The sequence below is a fragment of the Endozoicomonas sp. ALB032 genome (assembly GCF_049310125.1).
GTDB lineage: Bacteria > Pseudomonadota > Gammaproteobacteria > Pseudomonadales > Endozoicomonadaceae > Endozoicomonas_A.
The window spans coordinates 502454-525990 of the sequence record NZ_JBLYNW010000001.1 but is presented as its reverse complement, the minus strand read 5'-3'; the positions used below and the strand labels follow the sequence as shown (position 1 = coordinate 525990).

Here is a 23537-nt window from a genome sequence, read left to right as displayed (position 1 = left end):
TCCCGGAGGACTGCTTGAATTTGTTTAATCGTTTGACCTTCAGACAGGAGAAAAGTTCTATTTGGAGGGTTACCCGAAACCAGTAAAGGAAATCACTGGTCTCGAAAAATGCATTATGACCAAACAATTAACAAGTATTCAGTGACTCACAAAGCGAATTCAAATTCACACTGTGCAAAAACTCTTGGCAATTTTTGTCAGCTCACGGGGTTTGAGCATCAGGGTGTTGCTGGCGTTTTAAACCTGCTTTAAAAGACGTCAAAAATTGCGTTCATGGTAAATACATAATATATACTTTGTTAGTATCAAACAAAGTGAGAGTTGCCCATGTCAAAACAATCTGTTTTCACCATGAAAATTGATTCTGAGCTCAGAGCTGATTTCATTGCAGAAAGCGAGGCTATTCACCGGCCTGCATCGCAGGTAGTCAGGGAGCTAATGAGAGAATTTATTGAACGTCAAAAAAAAGCTCGCGAATATGATGAATACTTGCAAGCCAAGGTAAATGCAGGAAGAAAGTCCATGAATGCCGGTAATGGTCGGGATAATCATGAAGTTGAAGCGGAATTTGCAGCGCTTCGCGCAAACGCAGCAAATCGTTCATGAGAGTAATTTGGACACCTGAAGCCAGTCAAGACCGTATGGATATTTGGGATTACTTGGTTGCTAAAAACTCGCAAGCGGCGATAGATATGGATGAACGATTCAGTGAAGCCGCCGAAATTCTGGGCACTCATCCGATGTCTGGCCATCGGGGGAAAATATCAGGGACACGTGAACTGATCCCGCATGAGCACTATCGGCTTGTTTATGAAATAGCGGCTGATACAGTCTGGGTACTGGCATTGGTACATACTTCCAGACTGTGGCAATCCGACAATGATGGCTGTACTTGACATCCTCCCCGCCGTAAAGAGGGTGTCGCAAAACTCTCTACAGCTTGGGAACGAGGTGATCTCAAAACATCCGCCGCACGATTTACTCCGAAAGTGTCAACTTGCAGCCATCCCGTTCCCTCGCTCTGAGGCTGTCGCAAAACTCTGGTTCCCGCCTTCACCCCCGTCATTCCCAACTTCATTCTCGTCATTCCCGATTTCATTCTCGTCATTCCCGATTTCATTCCCGTCATTCCCGATTTCATTCCCGTCATTCCCGATTTCATTCCCGTCATTCCCGCGAAGGCGGGAATCCAGCGCCAAAGGTGGATCTCTGCCTTCTCGGGGATGACAAGGCCAGGGGGACACCGGGCAGTATGGTTCTGGTGGAGAGTCAGTGTGGATTCCCGCCTTCGCGGGAATGACGAGAATGAAGCCGGCAATGACGGGAGTCAACGCGTTCCCACGCCGGAGAGAGTTTTGCAACACCCTCGCTTCTGCGTGGGAATGCATACCTCCCCTGAAAAGCCTACTCTGCAGCGCGAGATGGGTATGGGTTCCTGCGCTGGGACCCAAAGGCCTGAAAACATGGGAACCAGAGTTTTTTGACAGCCTCTCAAAGTACGGGATTTTGCGCTTATTCGATAATCACCGCAAAAAATAGTTCATTCGTTCAAGTACAATTCAGCCATCCCGTCCAAACGACTTTTGACTTCTTTCCAGTGCGGCATAACTTGTCTCAGTAAACGCCAGAAGCGCTCACTGTGGTTATGTTCAGCGATATGGCACAGCTCATGGAGTACGACATAATCAATGCATTCCTTTGGGGCTTTCACCAGATGAGGGTTGAGTAGTAGTGAACCTTTTGCAGAGCAGCTACCCCATTGTTTCTGCATCTTCATAATGCGGAAACCGGGGATGCCTGTGACCCATGTAGCTTGAGGCAGCAAGTGGTTTAAGCGCTCCTGAAAAATGATCACCGCCCGGTATTTATACCAGTCTTGAAGCAGCCCTTTGACTAGCTTGCCTTTATTGCTACCAAACCGTGGCAGTGTGACCAGCAGCTTTCCTCGATCCATCTTTACAGAAGCCGTTGACTCTTTATCTTCCACTACTTTCAGTACATAACGTTTGCCGAGGTAAAAGGTCATTTCGCCACTGATATACTGTTTGTCCTGCACGAACTTTTGATGACTTCTGAACTCTATCAGGGCATTCCATATCCATTTTGAACGTTTAAGGACCGCCTCATGAATGTCGGAGTTCACCGCATCATCAGGGGCAGTGACTAGCACCTGGCAGTCGGGGTGAACACGGATACTGATCTTTCGTTTCTTTCCCTCAGGGTGAGGCTTTCTGACAACCTCATAGGATACAGCTTCATCTCCATAGACAAAGCTGTACTCTTCCCTGGAACGTTCATCGGAACAGACGGATGCCATTATTTGTTAAGTCCTGACAAACCTGACCGTGTGATTTGCACGACATCCGTAATCAATGCCTGAGCCTTATCAATCCCGATATCACCAAACAGCAGTGGCAGAAGGCCAATAGTAATTTGGTTCTCGATTTCCTGTGGGTTAATGCTGAACTCGGCAACAGACTTCCTGACCACTTCATCAATTTTCAATGCATGCTCAAAGCACTGAGCTTCCGATGGTGTATCTTGACCGTCAGGAGGTAGTTGTTCACCCAGGTGCTTCAGAAACAACCCGTAATACGCCTGAACCTGTTGCCTGATGTTGGGCTCCAGAGATTCAAACCGGTCTGCTGGAATGCTTGCAACTCTACGCTCTTTCACTTGTTGTTCAAAGTCAGCAAAGATCAGGTACTGCTTCACCGGAGCGTCGAACATAGCCTTGGTTTGCTGAATGGCTTTCTTAAGCAGTTTGGAGAAATACTCCTGTGCATACGGGTCATCAGCCAGATCCTGATCAATCATCTTGCTAATGCGGCCAGTAATCTTATCTTTCTGGTTCCGGGCTTCGTCGTCGGACATTTCCTCAGGCTTGTTGCTTTTGCCCATGTTGCCAACCAGATAAACGCCTTCAGACTCCCTGACTTCAACGCCGCCAATATGCTTATCCAGCAATGCCCGGATATCGTCTGTGTAGTCATCGTAATCGACGGTTTCTTCGGCATCCTCCCGCACTTGCTTACGCAGTTGCGACATCATCTTCAGCGTATCTTTGTAATGCTGGCGGGTAGTGGTATAGGTCCCGGGAAATAGCAGGTCAAAACTTTTGTCTTCAAAGTAAGTGGCAGATTGCAGTGCAACCTTCATGCAGTTGGCAAATGCGGTGAGTGCCGTATAAAAATCATCCCGTTTTTTCAGATGGGTATCCGTAAGCTGTCCATCAACGGTGTCAATCCTGGGAGTCAGTGCTTGTCGTAAAGCCTGTCCATCCTGCTTGTTCTTGACGCTATCGAAAATAGCCCACAGATCAGCATACAAGCTCGGTAGCTTTTTATATTCGGTGTCCATGCGGTTATAGAGACCTTTCAGGTCATCTATATCAAAGCCGCCCTGAGTGCGTTCCGCCAGATTTTGGTACTTTTCAATGGTGGCATCCAGCTCTTTGAGAATGCCCCTGTAGTCGATCAGATATCCAAACTGCTTTTTGCTATGAAGGCGGTTAACCCTTGCGATGGCTTGAATCAGGTTGTGCTGCTTCAGCGGCTTGTCGATATAGAGCACCGTGTTTTTTGGCTCATCAAAACCCGTGAGAAGCTTATCCACCACAATCATAATGTCTGGCCCATCTTCCTCACCAAACTCTGCAATGATTTTCTTGGTATAGGCTTTCTCATCCTGACTGCCAACGGTTTCTTTCCACCAGTTCTGCACCAGATCGGTACTTTCCTGATCAACACTGTCATGTCCCTCACGGGTGTCCGGTGGTGACATGGCAACAACAGAAGTAACCTTGCCAGTCTCATCCAGCATTCTTTTGTATTGAATGGCTGAAGCCTTGGAGTCGCAGGCAAGCTGGCCTTTTAACCCCTGCTGCTTAAAGTTTTGGAAGTGGTCGGAAATATCATGGGCAATCAACTCAATCCGACCTTCTGTCTGATAAATCTGCCCCTTTTGAGCAAATTTCTTTTTCAGGTCTGAACGCTGCTTTTCGGTCAGCTTCTCGGTGATTCGATCAAACCACGCATCAATGGCTTTATCATTGGTAGAAAGTTCAGGAATACGCTCTTCATACAACAATGGTGTTACAGTGCCATCTTCTACTGCCTGCTGCATGGTGTAAGAGTGGATGATCCTGCCGAACTTATTTTCAGTTTTGTCATCTTGCAGCAAAGGTGTGCCAGTGAAGGCAATATACGCCGCCTTGGGTAAGGTTTGCTGCATGCGGATATTGTTTTCACCATTCTGGCTCCGGTGCCCTTCATCAACCAGCACAATGATATCCGGGCTGTCGTTGTAGCAATCCGGTAGTTTGATTGCTGTCCCGAACTTATCAATGATGGAGAAAATGATTCGCTCATTGCCCTTACCAATTTGTTCGGCCAGCCGCTTGCCAGTGGTTGCCATGGCATCTTTTTTATCTTTGCCGGAGAGAGCACCGCCAGAGGCAAAAGTACGGGCAAGCTGATCTTCCAAATCAACCCGATCTGTTACCACCACAACCCGACACTTCGCCAGTTCAGGCAACCAGATCAGTGCTTTGGACAGAAAGACCATGGTGAAGGACTTACCAGAGCCTGTGGTATGCCAGATCACACCACCATTACGTGCTCCCCGTCGTTCACCCGGTAAAGAGTCATCAAAGGAGGTAATGCGTTTGACCAGTGCTTTAATACCAAATACTTGCTGGTAACGGGCAACAATCTTGCCTGCTTTTTTATCGAACAGGGTAAACAGCCGGGTGAGTTCTAACAGCCGGTCTGGGCGCAGCATGGAAATCAATAAACGGTCTTGGTCAGTTACTACCAGGTCGCCACCGGAAGTCAGAGAAAGAAATTCAGTCTTTACCTTCTCTGGTCTGTGGGCAAACAAGGCTTTAATCTGAACTTCTGACAGAGGCTTGTTTTTCAATTGAGCAAACTCTGCCTCAGTGATCTCTTCCTCTTTCCACTTCGCCCAAAATTTTGCCGGTGTGCCGCAGGTGCCATAAAGTCCATCGCTGCCATTGATAGACAGTAATAACTGGCTGTAGGCAAACAGGTGTGGAATTTCACCCACCTTTTGGTTACGAATATTCTGCGAAATCCCTTCTGCAACCGTCGGTTTGCCAGTGGTCGAAGAGTCAGGGCGTTTCGCTTCAATCACCACCCATGGCAAACCATTTACGAAACAGACAATATCTGGAATTCGCTTACCTGTACCTTGGCTGTGCTCAACTTCCAGTTCTTCAGTGAAGTGGTAAACGTTATTTTCCGGGTGCTCCCAGTCAATAATCTGAATAGTTGGACTGACTTTCTTGCCTTCCACAAATTCGGTCACACCAATGCCGTAAGTCAGGGCGTTATAGAGCTTTTCATTGGCAGCCTTCAGACCCTCGTTCATGGCAGGGTTGGACAGTTCGTGAACAATCTTGTCGATAGCGGCTGATGACAGTGGCTGCTCCTTCCCCATAAAGGGGAAGGTTTTTTTTACCAGACGGTCTCGCAAGACTTGAGGTAGAATGACTGTGGATTTGCTGCTTCTCTGAGCTATGCATTCTCTGGGCGGAATAAACTGGTAGCCCAAGATGGTGAGAAGAGTCAGAGCTGGGATTTTTGCACTTTGCTCTTCTTTGAAGTTTGCCAATTGCTGGGATACTTGTTGCTCCATAACTTTTACCCTCTAAGCCTTGCTCCACTTGGGACGAATCTTGGCTTCAAACTCATCTAGCAGTTTCAACTTGTGAACAAGAAGAGCCTTCCAATCATCTTTTTCAGTTGTTTTGATTGTTGTCTTATAGCAGCGAATCGTCTTGTTTTTTTCATCCCAGGGCTTGCTGCAATCGTCTTCTATGAGGTGCTTGTCAGCCTGATCATTTTCGATGCGTGTCAGTGCTCTGTAGTGGGTCCATGACAATTCGAGACGCAGTGCGTCTCGTTTTGGAAAACAGAGGTAAAATGCCCTCATTTTTCGCAGATTGGTGAGATCAAACCCCTTGCCAAACTCCCGGCTGAGGCTTTCGGAGAGCTTTTTTAATACCTTTTTGCCGTAAGCCGCACGGGTTTCGCCCTGCTGTTCATCCTCAACAATCAGGCGACCAATTTCCCAGTAGGTCTGCACCATGGCGGCATTGACCACCGTCACCACCTGCTGGCGACCTTGGGTCAGCAGCTTACGGATATTGTTAAGCAGCTTGTCGTGCTGGCTTTCGCTCATCAGGCGGCCTCCTGTGTTTCCACTTTTACCCGGCGCTTGCCCGTTAGCAATTGTTGCATCAGAGATTTTTTCTCTTGTTTGAGATTGGCAAATTTTGTTTGCAGATGTTCTAGCTCACTATCAGCAGAACTGAGTACAGTCGCAATTTTTTTCTGCTCATTTAGATCAGATGGAAAAAAAATTTTGACCTTCTTTAGCTCACTTGACTTTATGCCCTTTGCCGTGGAGCCTGATGAGCAAAGGTCAATCAGTCGCTGCCCTTTCTCGGATAGAAGAAAATACAACAAAAAATCTGAGTTAATTTTTTGGTTGACTCTTAAAGTCACCGTTCTCTGTCCTACGCCATATACACCCGTTTCTGGGTAGCGGCATGCCATTCCTAACGGTGCTTCAGTAGTAAAGAGAATATCCCCTGCCTGAGGGGTGCCTCTCTTCATCCATGAGTCAAACGAGTTCTCATCAATATATTCTTGGCTTGCAAAATCCAGATAACCCATCCGGACATTCTTGGCAGTAATAAGTGGGATGCCTTTGTTAGCTTTTGGGACAGACTGTCCACGATAATCAATTATTCTTTCGAGCAGGGAACTTAATGCTTCGATTCCCCACTCTTCCTCAAAACCCGAAAAGCGTTTTTTTCCAGTCAGCAACTGCTGCATCAGGGCTTTTTTCTGCTGTTTGCTGACCTCGATCAGCTTTTCAGTGGTTGCAATGGCTTTATCCCAAGTACCAAGGATTGTGGCGATTTTGCGTTGTTCCTGAAGTGGAGGGAGCTGAAACTCTAGTTTTTCGAACTCTTTTTGTCCGAGAGTTTTGTTTCGTCCAGCCCCTCCCGGAGAAGCGAGACCAAGAAGGTGTTTACCTTTTGGCGTTTTGAGTAGATATAAGAGGTAATCAATATTTGACTTATTTTTCTTCGGCAAAAACTGAGAAAACGGTGAGATGCAATAAAACCTGCTTCGCTTGTAGTAGTTTTTGCTACAGCTTGCTCCCACGCAAAAACAATATTCAAAACTAATGCGTCCTCTACAACTTGGAAAACTCTCTTATTCCCAAGTTCTACAGATGTCACAGCCTCTTTGTGGAAAGTACCTTTTCCGTGAGAGCGTATTCCAATCTCTCTGTAAGATACGCCCTGTTCAGGAGTTACAGGTATTGAAACTCTTTCCAACACATCTGAGATTTTTGCATTTACCCATCCTTTAGGCACCATAACCCAACTCCTTCAGGTACTCAGCCATTTCCGCTTCCAGATCAGCCAGCTCAGTTGCACCAAAAAGCCATTGTGCAACGGTGCGTTGCACAAAATAAGCAGGCAGGAAAGAAAGGTGCAACACTGTCGCACTAATCCTGCTTATCATGGTTGGATGCCTCCAGAACGGCGGATAGCTCAGTTTCCAGCTCTTCAATAGTGGGCAGACTGGAGCGCAGGTCTTCAGGTAGCTGACGAGTCAGGGCTTGTTGCCAGTAGTTTTTAGCGATTACGCTACCTGTCAGGAAAAGTAAAATACCTTCCGCTTTCTGCCCGTGTTTGTTAACAATCCGAAAGGTAGAGCAGATTGTCGAATAAGGTGTATGCCGCTACTGGGTAAGGTATACACTGCGGTCGGGCATGACCGTCTAGCTATAGGAATCCCCGTCGTTCAGAGGCTGTCGCAAAACTCTGGTTCCCATGCTCCAGCGTGGGAATCCATACTTATCTCGAGCTGCAGAGTCCGCTTTTCAGGGGAGGTATGCATTCCCACGCAGAGCGTGGGAACGAGTTGTTGGGCTTTTGCGACAGCCTCTTCACGGCGGGGAGGGTGTCAAGAATCTGCTTTAGAGGGCGTCAAAAATTGCGTTCATGGTAAATACATAGTGTTTACTTTGTTAGTGTCAAACAAAGTGAGAATTGCCCATGTCAAAACAATCTGTTTTCACCATGAAAATTGATTCTGAACTCAGAGCTGATTTCATTGCAGAAAGCGAGGCTATTCACCGGCCTGCATCGCAGGTAGTCAGGGAGCTAATGAGAGAATTTATTGAACGTCAAAAAAAAGCTCGCGAATATGATGAATACTTGCAAGACAAGGTAAATGCAGGAAGAAAGTCCATGAATGCCGGCGATGGTTGCGATAATCATGAAATTGAAGCGGAATTTGCAGCGCTTCGGGCAAACGCAGCAAATCGGTCATGAGAGCAATTTGGACTCCTGAAGCCAGTCAAGACCGTATGGATATTTAGCAAACGGTTAACAAGTATTCAGTGACTCACAAAGCGAATTCAAATTCACTCTATTCAAAAACTCTTCGGTAATTTTTATCAGCTCCGCAGATCTGAGTACCAGGGCGTTACTGTCGCCCAGTGTCTGTCGTAAGTAGGTATCATCAACCGATTTCTCAAACCACTCGGATCGATCAATTTCAGAGAACATGGCATACAGCTCTTCCGGAGAAGATGGGTCATGGGCGCCATAGTGGTTCCGATGAGGCTCAAACCGGACAGGAGCATCGCCCCAACAATAGGTTAAACGACCACCCTTCGAGTGTGTCAATTCATACAGGTAATGACAGAAGGCCTGAAGAATCGCCTGTTTGCATTTGTTCTCTAAATCACTGGCAAACTCTGCGTCCTTGTGTAACACGTCACCAGACTCAGAAATGGGTCTGTAGTGGTTGTAAATACCATTCATATAGCCTCGGTTTGAGACCACATTATCCTGTTTGACTTTTTCCAATAACCGCTTTAAATCAGGGTTTTTCTTGGCTTTCAGTTGCAACAGGTCCTGGGCTTTTTTATCAATTAATGTGCTGCTCAGGAAAGGGTGGCCCAGGATAATCAGCGGACGGTGTCTGGCTCTGACCGAGCGCAACTGCACAAATGCGGGCTGGTTCACCAGCATTCGTTCTATATTCGGAACACCCTCAGGGTCATCCGTCCAGGCGGTATCTAAAGATGGGTTGGTAATTTTATCATTAAGGGATGGCGAAGCCCCTTCGTGACAATGACTGACGAGCATGTCATTGCCTTTTCTCCTCAGAAAGTCTTTATAAATCGACCGCCAGTTATGGCTTTTTTTCCCCCTTTTCAGTAATGTCTGATGCCACATTTTCAGGCAATTCATAGCTTCAACCTTTAGTTCTTCGACACCTTTCAGACGCATCAACAGCTCGTGATGTTGAGTGGGCATAATAATGCTGCGGCTATACCTTGGCACTGGATCCGGATCCAGCCAACCCAATTTCAGAACTTTAAGGGCAAAGCGAATAATCGAGGGGTTGGTCAAGTCAGTGTCCTCAAGTATATCCACCATTGAGCCCAACCAGTCGAGGTAGTTTGCTCTACCCTGAACAATTATTTTTGAATGCAATGATTGGAGTTGTTCAATGATCCGCACTTCATCACCGTTAGATAATATTTTTTTGACAACCGCCGACATCGGCCTGGAAGGCCAATCGCGATAAAAAAACTTACCGACCAGTTGCCACTCGCGAAAGGTCAATGCTTTTGTCTCCAGCGACTCTAAAATTGAGATCCCAAGGGAGAAACCGGTTAAATCTTTTCCTTCCCAAAGCTTCAATACTGTTTCGCGGATATCCAGGTTTTTTTCCGGTAATGCCCCGCCTGTCTCAATGACGTTGTTAAGTTCCTCAAGGCTCAGACCATAGGTCTTAGCCAAAGTTTGTTGTTGTGCTGAATCAGCACCCTTCAGAAGACCCTGCAGGAGATCCCTCGCCTTCTTTAAATCACTACTGACTTTTTTGTTGTGCTGAAAGTCAGATGGGAATTTTCTTACCTCTAAAGGCACCCCGCCCAAATCCACTGACTTCCAGGTTTGGCCTCTATCTATGGAACACTCGGCAAAGGCGTGAGAAGGGTTGCCAATTTGCCGACACGGAATCCCGAAGTAGCGACATAAAGCGACAAAAACAGGCACACGATGACGACAGCTTCCTTGCCGTTTTGTTACCAGGAATTGAAAGAAATTTTCATTGCTCTCTGCTACGGCGGTACCGGAGAACTGTTGGCAATAGTCCTTGATCGCCTCAATGCGTTGCGTCGTGTTTTTTGCGTTCATTATTGCCTGCAAAGGCACCTTTATTTCAGGCAGTTGTTGTTCAACCTCATCAAACAGTTTGTTCAATACTGCTTCCATACCTTTGGAGCAGCGGGCGTCAAAACCTATTGATTGTGCTGGCTGGACTTTTTTCGTCAGTGTTTTTTTGCTCGCCTCTCTGGGTTCCACGACATAAGTAAATTCAATAATCTGACCGGCTTTGGCTTCGGGAACTGACAGTGTGTGCAGCCCGGTATATCGATCCCTGAGCAGTGTATACGGCAAAGCGGGTTCAATACGCAGGGCCACGACATAGTCTTCAGGCGTCAGACTGGGCAATGCATATTGACCATTGCTTGATGGCGCTTTGTAGTTTGCCAGTGTCTGGTTGTTGGCTAACGTCAGTTCCTGGTTACGCCCCGGTAACTCTTCGGGTATAAGGGTTTCGGTCCCCTGAAGGTGTTGATCACTCATTTCGGTCAGCACGACCTCACCCCCGGTAGATACACTAATATCCTCAGCCTGCAGGCGATACATATGGCGAGGGTAATCCGTGTCAAAAATTTTATAGTCGTCGACTTTTGACTTCTTACTGCACTCATAGTCCGTGTCACGGTCCAGGGTCTTACCCTGTTTCCCGTGAGCTTTTGAGATGTATTCTTCAGGAGCGTTATCACCGTCAATCGTAATATCTTCGTGAGTCTGATCGTTCACACAATGGTTCAGCAGATCACTGATCTGATGCCAGAACGCAGGCCACCATTGAACTTCACTGGCTTTCCACGCCCTTATCTGCTGGTCAGCCGCCTCGAGATAAGGCTGGTTGGTTGACGTTTTCAGCGTTTGTTTCTGTGCATTCGTCAGTGGAAATACGCTATCAGCGTCCACGCCCAACTGGCCATACTCGCGATCAAACCAGCGTTGCTGCCAGTGTCGGTAAAGTGTCTGGGTGAGAATATCGTCGGATTCATCCGGTTTCACTGAAAGACCCGATGTCTGCCAGCGGGTACGTGCCAGCATCCTGATAATTTCCGTTCTGGCTTCCTCACCATTCAGATCAGTTTTGATACGAATTTCATGGCGTTTTTCATCCGTACTGTTGCAATAACTGCGTCGTATCAACCAAGGTCGATCAATACCTGATACCCTTTGGTTGAACCATTCGCAAAGTCTGGTATCAAGTGCTTCGTTACTCATGGCAATAGCCGATGACCCGGGCAGTTCTTCCAGCGTCAGCCTGGCTGCCATCAGGTAAAGCCGGTAGTGCCGTTGGAAGCATTGATTCAGTCCGTTTTCGGTAAAATCCCTTGCTCTGATAACAGCCCTGACGACGTTTTGTAAATCACGACTGGTTGGCTGTAACGGCAGTTTTTTGCGTTGCAGGTGAGCCCTTAAAAGACAATGTTTTTCTGTTAGCTTTTTAGCGGCGAATGTCCCTTCTAAGGACTCTGGCAACACTTTTCCGGCAATGGTCTGTAATTCTGTCGGGTTATACTGCCGGATGGGCAAATGTCTGAAGCGCCCTTTCAGCGCCGGTGACAAAGGTTTTCGCCCGCTGTACTCAGGAGGGTTGATGGTGGCAAACAGGTGGAAACCCGGATGGGCATCACCGGCCAGAATGTCGTTTAACTCACCTTCCAGATGCTGGCTGTCGATCAGGTTCATTTCTGAAATTACCACGATGCCGCCCTCTACTTTTGCTTTCTGGATCACTTCACACAGTTGCTCCCAGGAACAATCACAGGCATTCAGGGGAAAGACCTTTGGCATGGTTTCTTCCCGTTCTTTAGCTTGCTGTTTGACACTTTCGATCATCAGATGCAGCGTGGCATCCTTACCCCGTCCGGCCGGACCTTCAATCAGCGTTGCCTGACGACCGCCGTGTTTTCTGTCGTGATGATAAGCCTGCTGACAGCGGCTTAAATCCTGTCCCAGCCCTTGCGCCAGATCAATGACTGCCGATCCGGAGGTATCAAACTCAGGTCGGATTTCTTTGGTCAATGTTCTGAAGTCCTGCAGAATATCTGGCAGGGTGTGGTTATGAACTCTGTCTCGCAGTGTGTTGTCCAGTTCGTAACGGGCAGCAAACCAGATTTCCAGTGCCGAAAGGGCATCCTGTTGAGTCTCGCTGATTTCGGGACCCAACACATCCCGGAAACTTTGCTGGATCAAACTGTTCACTTGCTTACAGTTGGCACTGTCGCCTTTGGATAACGCACGATCCAGATACCAACCCACCCAGCTGCAGATGTCTGTTAAATCCCTGGGAGTAAACTCATGCTCGGGCAACAGCTCCTGGTAATATTGCCACAGTGCCATCACACTCTTGCTGGCAATCTGTGCAATGTCGTTTATTTGATGCCGTTGTAACTGACTGAGCAAAGCCGGTTCCACTACTCTGTCCCGAAGGAAAGCCTGATCCAAACGCGGGTAATAAGCTCTGGGCAGTTTCTCTTTCAGGGTCGGATCCATTTGGCGCCCGGCGTAATGATCGGGGTTGCCGGTGAGAATTACCCGGTGTTTTTCGCTGACCTTGACAGGATGACCATTCACATAGATGCAGGGTTGCGGTTCCCACAGGCCGTTCAATGACGCCAGCAATCCGGCTTGGGTCAGGTTAGCCTCATCCAGCACCAGAGTGATGTATCCTCCGTCTTTGTTGGATTCGGTATTGGCCCATTCCATCAACGCCCGGTTTTGCTGCGCCATAGAGCGGTCGCCATCGGCGTGCTTTTGCCACTGCCAGCGTTTCATCAGGGTTTGTTCGCTGTCAGAAGGTCCAAGGGAAAGCACCGTTGCCTGTCCTGAAGCCTTTGCCATTTTGGCGGAAAAGTAGCTTTTCCCGGTTCCGGTTTCCCCCTCAAGGAATATAACGGGAGAGTCCGTAAGCCGGTCATGGAGTCGGGATAAGCGACGACTTTCACGATCCTTCTGACTTATCTCACCATGATAAAGATCCCGGGCCAGTGCAGACAGGGGCTCATCAGCGGAACCCTGCCATTTCAGTGATTCTGACAGTCGATTTTCTATGCGTTCAATGCCATCTGCCTCAGAACTCGCTGTTCTGGCCCTATGAAAACAATCGCTGGCCAGACCGTGGATGGCATCGGATCGGGTCTGCCCTGAGTGCAAAGGTAACTGCCAGCCAGAAGCCAGTGCATCTTGCAAACGTTTAATCTGTCTTGTTGGCTCGATGGCTAAGGATTGCCAGGGCTTTGTTGCCGCCGGATCGACTGCTAACTGATACGCTATGGCATCTCGTTGTTTTTCAGGCGCGTGGGCCAGGATCATGGCACAGAGCCTGTCCATAACTTCTTTTTCACCCGACTCTGGAAATGGACTTTCATAGGACAGTTGTAATTCGGTACCTATAAATACTGCCGGGTCAAAGGTTCGGGCCAGTTGCCACAGGTTCCGTTTGACAAACTCTCTATCCAGTCGCGGGTCGCTATTGATGATGGCAGCTAACTGATCCGGGTCTGCGGAGGCGGCTTGATCCTCGTCCGGCGTCTTATCCGGTAACAAGTGCCAACAGGCCACTTTCATAAAATCCCGCACGGACGGATGCTGCCGGATGCCATGGGTGATGACACTATTGATGGCCTTGCGCCAGTGGCGGGGCAGGAGCTGCAGGGAGTGGTCAACCTGCTGTGCTCGACGAGCAGCCAGTATCAGATTATTCAACAGCCCTTCGGTCATTTCAGGCAGAGGGCTGCAAAGGAGGTCAGGTACGGTTTTAAACGCTTTGTAAAGCTGTTTAAGCGCTTGTTCTGGCAGCTCAGTCCGGACGATACCATGCCTGCGGGCATTGATATCCCAGAGATCGAGCTCAGGACAGGACTTACCCGTGGCGACCATCCCATGAAATACTGAAGAGGCGCTTTTCACAGACTCAGGCCAGAGTATTGTGACATGAGCTCGTGGATAGGCCTGCAACTGGCCATTCACCAACAGAGGTTGCCCAATAACCAGGGGTTCCAGAAGCTGCTGAAGCGTTGGATTACTTTCCAGTCCCCTGAATACCACGGGTTTGCCAGCGGTTAATGCCTCCTGCAACTCACTCTGAGATCGTCTGAAATGCGCCTTTTGTTCCGAGGCGATATGGATATTATCAAAGAGCTGAGTGAAGCCAGTCTGTTCATTGACCTGAATGACCAGAGGGGCTTGTGGCTGACGATTAATCCAATGACTGGCCTGGGCATGTTGCTGGTAAGTGATGGTATCAAAGGTGGCATGGGCTCTGGCTTTTTCATGCAGGTTGGACAGAAAGCGCCCATCGTCTTCTGCCAATCCCAGGGCTTTCGGCTGCTGTCTTGTATGAGCCACCTGAAGTCGGGGCTCCAGGCCGGTGGTCTCGCGAAGGGTTTGCAATGAACTCAGCAAACGAAACCAGAGGGCTTCAGTAAGTGGAGATGTTACGGTGACGACACGCCCCGTCTTAACCTGTTCCAACAGGCAGGTGTTAGGGATTGCATAGCCTTCAGGCGTAATGGCAATCGGGCTCAGCCATTCTGTGATATTCCGCTGGTTAATGATGATCGGGTTTTCTGCGGCGTGCTCTTTAGACTGACTTTGGAACAGCGAATGAAGCTCGTCCTTCCCCACCGGCATCTTATAAAACTGAACATCGTCGGGTAATGGACAGACTTCCCCATTGCTCTCAAAGCACTGTTGCGCCAGCATCTGTCGAATGGTCTGTTCAAAGGTCAGATCCTGCCAGTCGGCGCCTTTCAGTATCACCCGTTGTCCGGATGTCAACTGTTCAAGCCTGCCAGGAATGTGCTGGATTCGCCCCTGTTGATCGACACCGGGAGCACCCAGCAGTAATTGTCGCCAGTTGTTGTGCAAGTGGCAGTCAATAACCAGGATAGTGTCGTCGTCCATGGCGTTTTCGGCACTGGGGAATTCAGGCAATAGCGGCGGGGCCCGGTCAATGTCCATCGATGGTTCATTGCCAGTCTCAGCCTCGAACTGCCAGGTATTGCCCGGTCGGTTAATTCGCCGCCAGAAGTCAGCGCCCGGAGCGCCGGCCGCAGGTGCCTCTTCATGCTGGCCAACCGATGTCAATTGTTCAGGGGCTGCCAGAACCAGCAGAGAAACATGCTCTCCCAGAGGGCGTTTCTTCTGGCTGACCTTGTCGTATAGACAGGGGTTATCCGGGTCCAGCAGATCGTTAAATTTTGGCAGATCCTCACTGGTGAGTTTTCGGATATCTATCACCAGGGTCAATGGCTGTGAACCTTCAAAGAGCTTGCCTGGGCGCAAAGCGTGGCGACCATTGTCGGCAATGGTCAACCGGCTCACCAGGTTAGCCTGTGCAAGGTCATCAGGGTGGGAAATAAGCGTGACATCGCGATTTTTATCGCAGGTCTGGTCAGCCAAAAGCTGACGAACCTCATCATCACTGGCGACAAAACGGAAATCGAAGGCATGAGGTTTTTTTTGGAGCAAGGAATCCGTTGAGGATACGGTTCTCGTCCTGTCAGGTGTCATAATCTGAGATGACGATAGATTCAGTTGGTAATTGAGACCAGAGCAGACAGCTTTGACGTTTGATGGTAAATCTAAATCCTGCCCTGACCTCCTGGCTGGCCTAGCCGGAACGGATTTGTTAATTTCTCCACCAATCTGACCATCCATAGTTAACCTCACTACTACCATCTGAAGGATTGCATCTGAAGGATTGCATTAAAACTGTTTAATTATTCGACCTTCAAATAATACAAAAGTTTCATTTTGGTACTGGCTCGTTGCCATTGTGGGAAGTCAACAGTCTAGAAAAACTCATCATGATCAAACCTTTAACAAGTATTCAGTGACTCACAAAGCGAATTCAAATTCACACTATTCAAAAATTCTTCGGTAATTTTTATCAGCTCTGCGGATCTGAGCACCAGGGCGTTACTGTCGCCCAGTGTCTGTCGTAAGTAGGTATCATCAACGGATTTCTCAAACCACTCGGATCGATCAATTTCAGAGAACATGGCATACAGCTCTTCCGGGGAAGATGGGTCGTGAGCGCCGTAGTAGTTCCGATTGCTCACAAACCGGACAAGAGCGTCGCCCCAACAATAGGTTAAACGACCACCCTTCGAGTGTGTCAATTCATACAGGTACTGACAGAAGGCCTGAAGAATCGCTTGTTTGCATTTGTCCTCTATATCACTGGCAAACTCTGCGTCCTTGTGTAACACGTCACCAGACTCAGGAATGGGTCTGTAGCGATTGTAAATACCATTCATGTAGCCTCGGTTTGAGACCACATTATCCTGTTTGACTTTTTCCAATAACCGCTTTAAATCAGGGTTTTTCTTAGCTTTCAGTTGCAACAGGTCCTGGGCTTTTTTATCAATTAATGTGCTGCTCAGGAAAGGGTGGCCCAGGATAATCAGCGGACGGTGTCTGGCTCTGACCGAGTGCAACTGCACAAATGCGGGCTGGTTCACCAGCATTCGTTCTATATTCGGAACACCCTCAGGGTCATCCGTCCAGGCGGTATCTAAAGATGGATTGGCAATTTTATCATTAAGGGATGGCGAAGCCCCTTCGTGACAATGACTGACCAGCATGTCATTCCCTTTTCTCCTCAGAAAGTGTTCATAAATCGACCACCAGCTCTTGCTTTGTTTTCCCCTTTTCAGAACAGACTGATACCACTCTTTCAGGCAATTCGAAGCTTCAATCTTCAGTTCTTCGATACCTTTCAGATGCATCAACAGTTCGTGATGTTGAAGGGGCATAATAATTTCGTCGCTGTACCTTGGCAGTGGCTTCAGCCAACCCAATTTCAGAACTTTAAGGGCAAAGCGAATAACCGAGGGGTTGGCCAGGTCACTGTGCTCAAGTATATTCACCATTGAACCCAACCACTCGAGGGGGCGTGCTTTAGCCTCAACAATCATTTTTGAGTGCAATGATTGGAGTTGTTCGATGACCCGGACTTCATCACCGTCAGATAATATGTTTATGACAACCGCCGACATCGGCCAGAAACTCCAGTCGCAAGAAATAAACTTACCGACCAGTTGCTGCTCGAAATAGCCCAATGCCTCTGTCTCCAGCGACTCTATCATTGAGACTCCCATGGAGAAACCGGTTAAATCTTTTCCTTTCCAAAGCTTCAATACCGTTTTGCAGATACTCTGGATTTTTCCTGGTAATGTGCCGCCTGTCTCAATGATCCTGTTAAGTTCCTCAAGGCTCATACCATAGGTTTTAGCCAGAGTTTGTTGTTGTGCTGAATCAGCACCCATCAGAAGACCCTGCAGGAGATCCCTCGCCTTCTTTGACTCACTACTGACTTTATTGGTGCGCTGGAAGTCAGATGGGATTTTTTTTAGCTCACCAGGCGCCCCGCCCAAATCCACTGACTTCCAGGTTTGGCCTCTATCCTCAGAATACTCTGCAAAGGCGTGGACACGGTTGGTCATTTCCCGACATGGAATCCCAAAATAGCGACAAAAAGCAATAAAAACAGGCGTCCGATGACGACAACTGCCTTGTCGCCGTGTTACGAGGAAGTGAAAGAAATTAACATTATGCCCTGCTGGTTCAGCACCTCCGGAAAACTTCAGGCAATAGTCCTTGATCGCCCTGATGCGTTGCGTCGTGTTTTTTGCGTTCATTATTGCCTGCAAAGGCACCTTTATTTCAGGCAGTTGTTGTTCAACCTCAGCAAACAGTTTGTTCAATACTGCTTCTATACCTTTGGAACAGCGGGCGTCAAAACGTATTGATTGTGCTGGCTGGACTTTTTTAGGCAGTGTTTTTTTGCTCGGCGCTCTGGGTTCCACGACATAAGTAAATTGAATAATCTGACCGGCTTTGGCTTCGGGAACAGACAGTGTGTGCAGCCCGGTATATCGATCCCTGAGCAGGGTACATGGCAAAACGGGTTCTATACGCAGGGCCACGATATAGTCTTCAGGTGTCAGACTGGGCAATGCATATTGACCATTGTTTGATGACGCTTTGTAGTTTGCCAGTGTCTGGTTTTTGGCTAACGTCAGCTCCTGGTTATACCCCGGTAACTGTTCGGGTATAAGGATTTCGATCCCCTGCAGGTGTTGATCACCCATATCGGTCAGCTCGACCTCACCCCTGGCAGATACATTAATATCCCTCGCGCGCAAGCGATACATGTTGAAAGGGTAGTTCGTGTCAAAAATTTTATAATTGTCGAATACTCTCTTCTTCTGGCGCTGATAGTCCGTGGCCCGGTCCAGGGCATTGGCCTGTTTCCTGCGAACTTCTGAAATGCATTCCTCAGGAGCCTTGTCACTGTCGATCACTATATCCTGATGAGTATAATCGTGCGCACAATGGTTCAGCAGATCACTGATCTGATGCCAGAACCCAGGCCAAAATTGAACTTCACTGGCTTTCCACGCCCTTATCTGCTGGTCAGCCGCCTCGAGATAAGGCAGGTTGGTTGACGTTTTCAGCGTTTGTTTCTGTGCATTCGTGAGGGGAAATACGCTATCAGCGTCCACGCCCAACTGGCCATACTCACGGTCAAACCAGCGTTGCTGCCAGTGTCGGTAAAGTGTCTGGGTGAGAATATCGTCGGACTTATCCGGTTTCACTGAAAGACCCGATGCCTGCCAGCGGGTTCGTGCCAGCATCCTGATGATTTCCGTTCTGGCTTCCTCTCTATTCAGATCAGTTTTGATACGAATTTCATGGCGTTTTTCATCCATACTCTGGCAATCACTGCGTCGTATCAACCAGGGTCGATCAATGCCTGGTACCCTTTGGTTAAACCATTCGCAAAGTCTGGTATCAAGTGCTTCGTTACTTATGGCAATAGCCGATGACCCGGGCAGTTCTTCCAGCGTCAGCCTGGCTGCCATCAGGTAAAGCCGGTAGTGCCGTTGGAAGCATTGATTCAGTCCGTTTTCGGTAAAATCCCTTGCTCTGATAACAGCCCTGGCGACGTTTTGTAAATCACGACTGGTTGGCTGTAACGGCAGTTTTTTGCGTTGCAGGTGAGCCCTTAAAAGACAATGTTTTTCTGTTAGCTTTTTAGCGGCGAATGTCCCTTCTAAGGACTCTGGCAACACTTTCCCGGCAATGGTCTGTAATTCTGTCGGGTTGTACTGCCGGATGTGCAAATGTCTGAAGCGCCCTTTCAGCGCCGGTGATAAGGGTTTTCGTCCGCTGTACTCTGGCGGGTTAATGGTGGCAAAGAGGTGGAAGCCCGGGTGGGCGTCACCGGCCAGAATATCGTTTAACTCACCTTCCAGATGCTGGCTGTCGATCAGATTCATTTCCGAAATCACCACGATGCCGCCTTCCACTTTTGCTTTCTGGATCGCTTCACACACTCTGTCCCAGGAACAATCACAGGCATTCAGGTAAAAGACTTCCGGCATGGATTCTCCCCGTCGCTTAGCCTCCTTTCTGACACTTTCAATCACCAGGTTTAGCGTGGCATCCTTACCCCGTCCGGCTGGACCTTCGATCAGCGTCGCCTGTCGTCCGCCGTGTTTCCTGTCGAGGTGATAAGCCTGCTGACAGCGGCTTAAATCCTGTCCAAGTTGTTGCACCAGTTCAATGACTGCTGTTCCGGAGGTGTCAAACTCAGGTCGGATTTTTTGGGTGACTGTACTGAAAGTCTGCTGAATATCTGACAGGGTCTTTTTGCGAACTCTGTCACTCAGGGTATTCTCCGGTTGGTAACGGGCAGCAAACCAGATTTCCAGTGCTGACAGGGCATCCCGATGAGTTTCGGTGATTTCGGGCACCAGCACATCCCGAAAACCTTGTTGGATTAAACCTTGTACTTGCTTGCAGTTAACCCTGTCACCTGCGGATAACGAACGATCAAGATACCAACCCACCCAGCTGCAGATATCCGTCAGATCCCTGGGGGTAAACTCATGTTCTGGCAACAGTTCCTGATAATACTGCCAGAGTAGCATGACGCTCTCGGTGGCAATGCGTGCCATGTCGTCTATTTGCCGAGACTCCGGCAGATGCCGTTGTAAATGATTGAGCAGAGCCGGCTCCACCACTCTGTCCCGAAGAAAAGCCTGGTCCAGACGAGGATAGTAAGCCCTGGGCAGTTTCTCTTTCAGGGCAGAATCCAACTGGCGTCCGCCGTAATGAATGGGGTTACCGGTGAGAATCACCCGGTGTTCTTTGCTGACCGGGACAGGATGACCATTCACATAAATGCAGGGTTCCGGTTCCCATAAGCCGTTCAATGACGCCAGCAATCCGGTTTTGGCCAGGTTGGCTTCATCCAGAACCAGAGTGATATATTTTCCTTCAACATAGCCTCCATCTCTGGGGTGTGAGGTCTTGGCCCATTCCATCAGCGCCCGGTTTTGCTGTGCCATAGAGCGGTCGCCATCAGCGTGTTGCTGCCACTGCCAGCGTTTCATCAGGGTCTGCTCGCTGTCAGAAGGTCCAAGGGACAGCACCACAGCCGATCCTGAAGCTTTTGCTATTTTCGCTGAAAAGTAACTTTTCCCGGTGCCGGTTTCGCCCTGCAGGAATATAACGGGAGAGTCTGTAAGCCGGTCATGGAGCCGGGATAAACGACGGTTTTCACGATCCTTCTGACTCGTCTCACCGTGATAAAGATCCCGGGCCAGTGCTGACCAGGGCTCATCAGTCAAACCCTGCCATGCCAGTGATGCAGACAGTCGATGTTTTATACGTTCAATGTCTTCTGTTTCAGAATTCGCGGTTCTGGCCATCTGAAAACAATCAGCAGCCAGTGATTTAATGGCTTCGGATCGGGTCTGCCCTATGGCTAGAGATAACTGCCAGCCAGAGGCCAATGCATCCTGTAAACGTTTAATCTGTCTTGATGGCCTTATGGCTAACCTTTGATAGTGTTCTGCTGCCTGCGGATCGACTGCCAACTGACAGGCCATTGCCTGTCGATGTTTTTCAGGGGTATGGCTCACGATCAGGGCACAGAGTCTGTCCAGAGCGTCTTCTTTGCTCTGCTCTGGAAATGGATCGCAATAGGACAGTTGCAATTGCTTTAAGACTCCAGGGTCAGAGGCTGCTCTGATCAGCGGCCACAGGTTCTGCTTCACAAACTCTCTGTCTAACCGTGGGGCACTATTGATGATCTCATTTAACTGATCCGGATCGACCGAGGCAGTTTGATCCTCATCCCGCTTCCCGGGAGCATCTGGCAGCAACATCCAACAAGCTACTTTCATAAAATTACGCACCGGCAGACTCTGCCGCAGGCCATGGGTGATGACACTATCGACGGCCTTGCGCCAGTGGCAGGGCAGGAGCTGAAGTGAGCGGTCAACCTGCTGTGCTCGCCGGGCAGCCAGTATCAGGTTATTCAACAAGCCTGCGGACATTTCAGGCAGAGGGTTACAACAGTTGGCAGGTACGGTTTTAAACACTTCGTAAAGCAAGTTAAGGGCTCGTTCTGGCAGCTCAGTCCGGGGGATATCATGCTTGAGGGCATTGATATCCCAGATATTGACCTCAGGGCAGGGTTTACCTGTGGCAACCATCGAATTAAAGACTGCAGATTGGCTTTTCGCAGATTGAGGCCAGAGTATTGTGACATGAGCTTGTGGGTAGGCCTGTAACTGGCCATTGACCAACAGAGGTTGGCCAACAATCAGGGGTTCCAGGAGTTGTTGAAGTGTTGGATTACTTTCGAGCCCGCAAATTACAACCTGCGTGCCAGCGGTTAATGCCTTTTGCAAGTCACTCTGATCTCGTCCAAAAAGGGCCTTTTGTTCCGAAGTGATATAGATATTATCAAATAGCTGGCTGAAGCCGGTCTGTCCATTGACCTGAATGACCAACGGTGCTGGCTGGTGTTTATTTATCCAACGACTTGCCTGGACGTGTTGCTGATAAGTGACGGTTCTAAAGGTGGCCTGATCTCTGATTTTTTCCTGCAGGTTGGGCACAGACTGTTCATCGCTTTCTTCTAATCCCAGAGCTTTCGGCTGCTGTCTTGAATGGGCTACCAGAAGTCGCGGCTCCAGGTCCGTTGTCTCTCGAATAGTCTGCAATGAACCCAGCAAACGAAACCAGGCCGACTCAGTGAGGGGAGACGTGACGGTGACCGTACCACCTGCTCGAACCTGTTCCAACAGACAGCTGTTAGGGACTGCGTAGCCTTCCGGAGCAATGGCAATGGGGTTCAGCCATTCTGTGATATTACTCTGGTTAATGATGACCGGGTTTCCTGGTGCGTGCTCTTGAGACAGGCTCTGAAACAGTGAATAAAGCTCATCCTCACCCACCGGCATCTGATAAAACTGAACCTCGTCCGGTAACTGACAGACCTTCCCATTGCTCTCAAAACACTGTTGCGCCAGCATCTGTCGAATCGTCTGCTCAAAGGCCAGATCCTGCCAGTTGGCCCCTTTCAGAATCACCCTTTGTCCGGCCCTCAATAACTCAATCCTGCCGGGGAGATGCTGAATTCGTCCCTGCTGATCCACACCGGGGCCGCCCAACAACAACTGTCGCCAGTCGTTGTGCAAGTGGCAGTTAATAAGAACGGTAACGTCGTCGTCCATGGCGCTTTCGGCAGGGGGGAGTTCAACCAATAATGGAGCAATCTCGTCTATGTCCATCGATGGGTCATTACCAGTCTGGGCCTGGAACTGCCAGCTATTTTCCGGTCGATTAATTCGCCGCCAGAAATCAGCGCCGGGTGCGTCGTCACGATGACCAACCGATGCCAACTGTTCAGGATCTGCCACGACCAATAGAGAAACATGCTCGCCCAGAGGGCGTTTGTTTTGGCTGACTTTGTCGTATAGACAGGGGGTATCCGGGTCCAGCAGATCGTTAAATTTTGGCAAATCTTCGCTGCTGAGTTTTCGGATATCCAGCACCAGAGTCAGTGGCTGTGGACTTTCGAACAGCTTGCCAGAACCCAGAGTGTGGTGGCCATCGACAGAAATACTCAACCGTCTTACCAGATTGGCCTGTGCGAGGTCATCGGGGTGGGAAATAAGGGTAACATCCCGATGTTCATCGCAGGTTTGCGCCACTAAAAGCTGTCGAACTTCATCATCACTGGCGACAAAACGAAAATCGAAGGCATGAGTGGTCTTTTGGAGCGAGGAATCCGCTGAGGATACGCTTCTCGTCTGGTGAGGCGAGATCCCCGGAGCTGATGATTTATTGAGTCTGGGAGTTACATCTGAGCAGACCTCTGCAATCCTTGACGGTGCATCCAGCTTTGCTCTCTTGTCTGGCACGCTGCCATCAGGTAAGGGTTGTTTATTTCTCCAGCCAATCTGGCCATCCACGGTAAATCTCGCTCCTGTTATTTGAAGGACTGCAT

11 protein-coding genes are annotated in these 23537 nt (G+C 49.0%); 3 read left to right on the top strand and 8 right to left on the bottom strand.

The genetic code is table 11. From position 1 onward, the window contains the following. The first annotated feature begins 327 nt into the window (after positions 1–327). Positions 328–606, top strand: coding sequence for a CopG family ribbon-helix-helix protein (locus tag ACO6VG_RS01845; protein ID WP_422135355.1), 279 nt, complete (start codon positions 328–330; stop codon positions 604–606). Continuing rightward, positions 603–896 carry a type II toxin-antitoxin system RelE/ParE family toxin gene (locus ACO6VG_RS01840; protein ID WP_422472385.1) on the top strand — a complete coding sequence of 98 codons (294 nt, stop codon included), beginning with the start codon at positions 603–605 and terminating at the stop codon, positions 894–896. Before ACO6VG_RS01845 ends, ACO6VG_RS01840 begins: the two co-directional genes overlap by 4 nt. A 96-nt stretch (positions 897–992) precedes the next feature. Here ACO6VG_RS01840 and ACO6VG_RS01835 read toward each other — a convergent pair whose 3' ends face one another. From ACO6VG_RS01835 to ACO6VG_RS01810, 6 genes are all read right to left on the bottom strand, one after another. Further along, positions 993–1331 carry a hypothetical protein gene (locus ACO6VG_RS01835; RefSeq protein ID WP_422472383.1) on the bottom strand — a complete coding sequence of 113 codons (339 nt, stop codon included), beginning with the start codon at positions 1329–1331 and terminating at the stop codon, positions 993–995. Between the two features lie 209 nt (positions 1332–1540). After that, positions 1541–2317, bottom strand: coding sequence for a M48 family metallopeptidase (locus ACO6VG_RS01830; protein ID WP_422472381.1), 777 nt, complete (start codon positions 2315–2317; stop codon positions 1541–1543). Then, complete coding sequence (locus ACO6VG_RS01825) at positions 2317–5658, bottom strand: type I restriction endonuclease subunit R (protein WP_422472379.1); 3342 nt, start codon at positions 5656–5658, stop codon at positions 2317–2319. Before ACO6VG_RS01825 ends, ACO6VG_RS01830 begins: the two co-directional genes overlap by 1 nt. A 12-nt stretch (positions 5659–5670) precedes the next feature. Next, on the bottom strand, positions 5671–6204 hold the full coding sequence (locus ACO6VG_RS01820; RefSeq protein ID WP_422472377.1) for a DUF1016 N-terminal domain-containing protein: 534 nt from the start codon (positions 6202–6204) through the stop codon (positions 5671–5673). Further along, a complete protein-coding gene (locus tag ACO6VG_RS01815; RefSeq protein ID WP_422472375.1) occupies positions 6204–7199 on the bottom strand; it encodes a restriction endonuclease subunit S in 996 nt (331 codons plus the stop codon). The genes ACO6VG_RS01820 and ACO6VG_RS01815 overlap by 1 nt, the downstream gene beginning before the upstream one ends. Before the next feature lie 207 nt (positions 7200–7406). Beyond that, on the bottom strand, positions 7407–7565 hold the full coding sequence (locus ACO6VG_RS01810) for a hypothetical protein (RefSeq protein ID WP_422472373.1): 159 nt from the start codon (positions 7563–7565) through the stop codon (positions 7407–7409). A gap of 560 nt (positions 7566–8125) precedes the next feature. Between ACO6VG_RS01810 and ACO6VG_RS01805 the strand changes: the two genes are divergently transcribed. Continuing rightward, the gene (locus tag ACO6VG_RS01805; protein ID WP_422472371.1) at positions 8126–8380 is read left to right on the top strand and encodes an antitoxin of toxin-antitoxin stability system; all 255 of its coding nucleotides are present in this window, start codon (positions 8126–8128) and stop codon (positions 8378–8380) included. Between the two features lie 54 nt (positions 8381–8434). Here ACO6VG_RS01805 and ACO6VG_RS01800 read toward each other — a convergent pair whose 3' ends face one another. Continuing rightward, complete coding sequence (locus ACO6VG_RS01800) at positions 8435–15880, bottom strand: AAA family ATPase (RefSeq protein WP_422472369.1); 7446 nt, start codon at positions 15878–15880, stop codon at positions 8435–8437. A 161-nt stretch (positions 15881–16041) separates the two neighbouring features. Continuing rightward, the gene (locus ACO6VG_RS01795; RefSeq protein WP_422472367.1) at positions 16042–23502 is read right to left on the bottom strand and encodes an AAA family ATPase; all 7461 of its coding nucleotides are present in this window, start codon (positions 23500–23502) and stop codon (positions 16042–16044) included. Positions 23503–23537: the final 35 nt, after the last annotated feature.

Bases quoted from the DNA above. Each gene is read 5' to 3' on its own strand.
- ACO6VG_RS01810 (WP_422472373.1), bottom strand. From the start codon at position 7,565: ATGATAAGCAGGATTAGTGCGACAGTGTTGCACCTTTCTTTCCTGCCT.
- ACO6VG_RS01800 (WP_422472369.1), bottom strand. From the start codon at position 15,880: ATGGATGGTCAGATTGGTGGAGAAATTAACAAATCCGTTCCGGCTAGG.
- ACO6VG_RS01845 (WP_422135355.1), top strand. From the start codon at position 328: ATGTCAAAACAATCTGTTTTCACCATGAAAATTGATTCTGAGCTCAGA.
- ACO6VG_RS01840 (WP_422472385.1), top strand. From the start codon at position 603: ATGAGAGTAATTTGGACACCTGAAGCCAGTCAAGACCGTATGGATATT.
- ACO6VG_RS01820 (WP_422472377.1), bottom strand. From the start codon at position 6,204: ATGAGCGAAAGCCAGCACGACAAGCTGCTTAACAATATCCGTAAGCTG.
- ACO6VG_RS01805 (WP_422472371.1), top strand. From the start codon at position 8,126: ATGAAAATTGATTCTGAACTCAGAGCTGATTTCATTGCAGAAAGCGAG.
- ACO6VG_RS01830 (WP_422472381.1), bottom strand. From the start codon at position 2,317: ATGGCATCCGTCTGTTCCGATGAACGTTCCAGGGAAGAGTACAGCTTT.
- ACO6VG_RS01825 (WP_422472379.1), bottom strand. From the start codon at position 5,658: ATGGAGCAACAAGTATCCCAGCAATTGGCAAACTTCAAAGAAGAGCAA.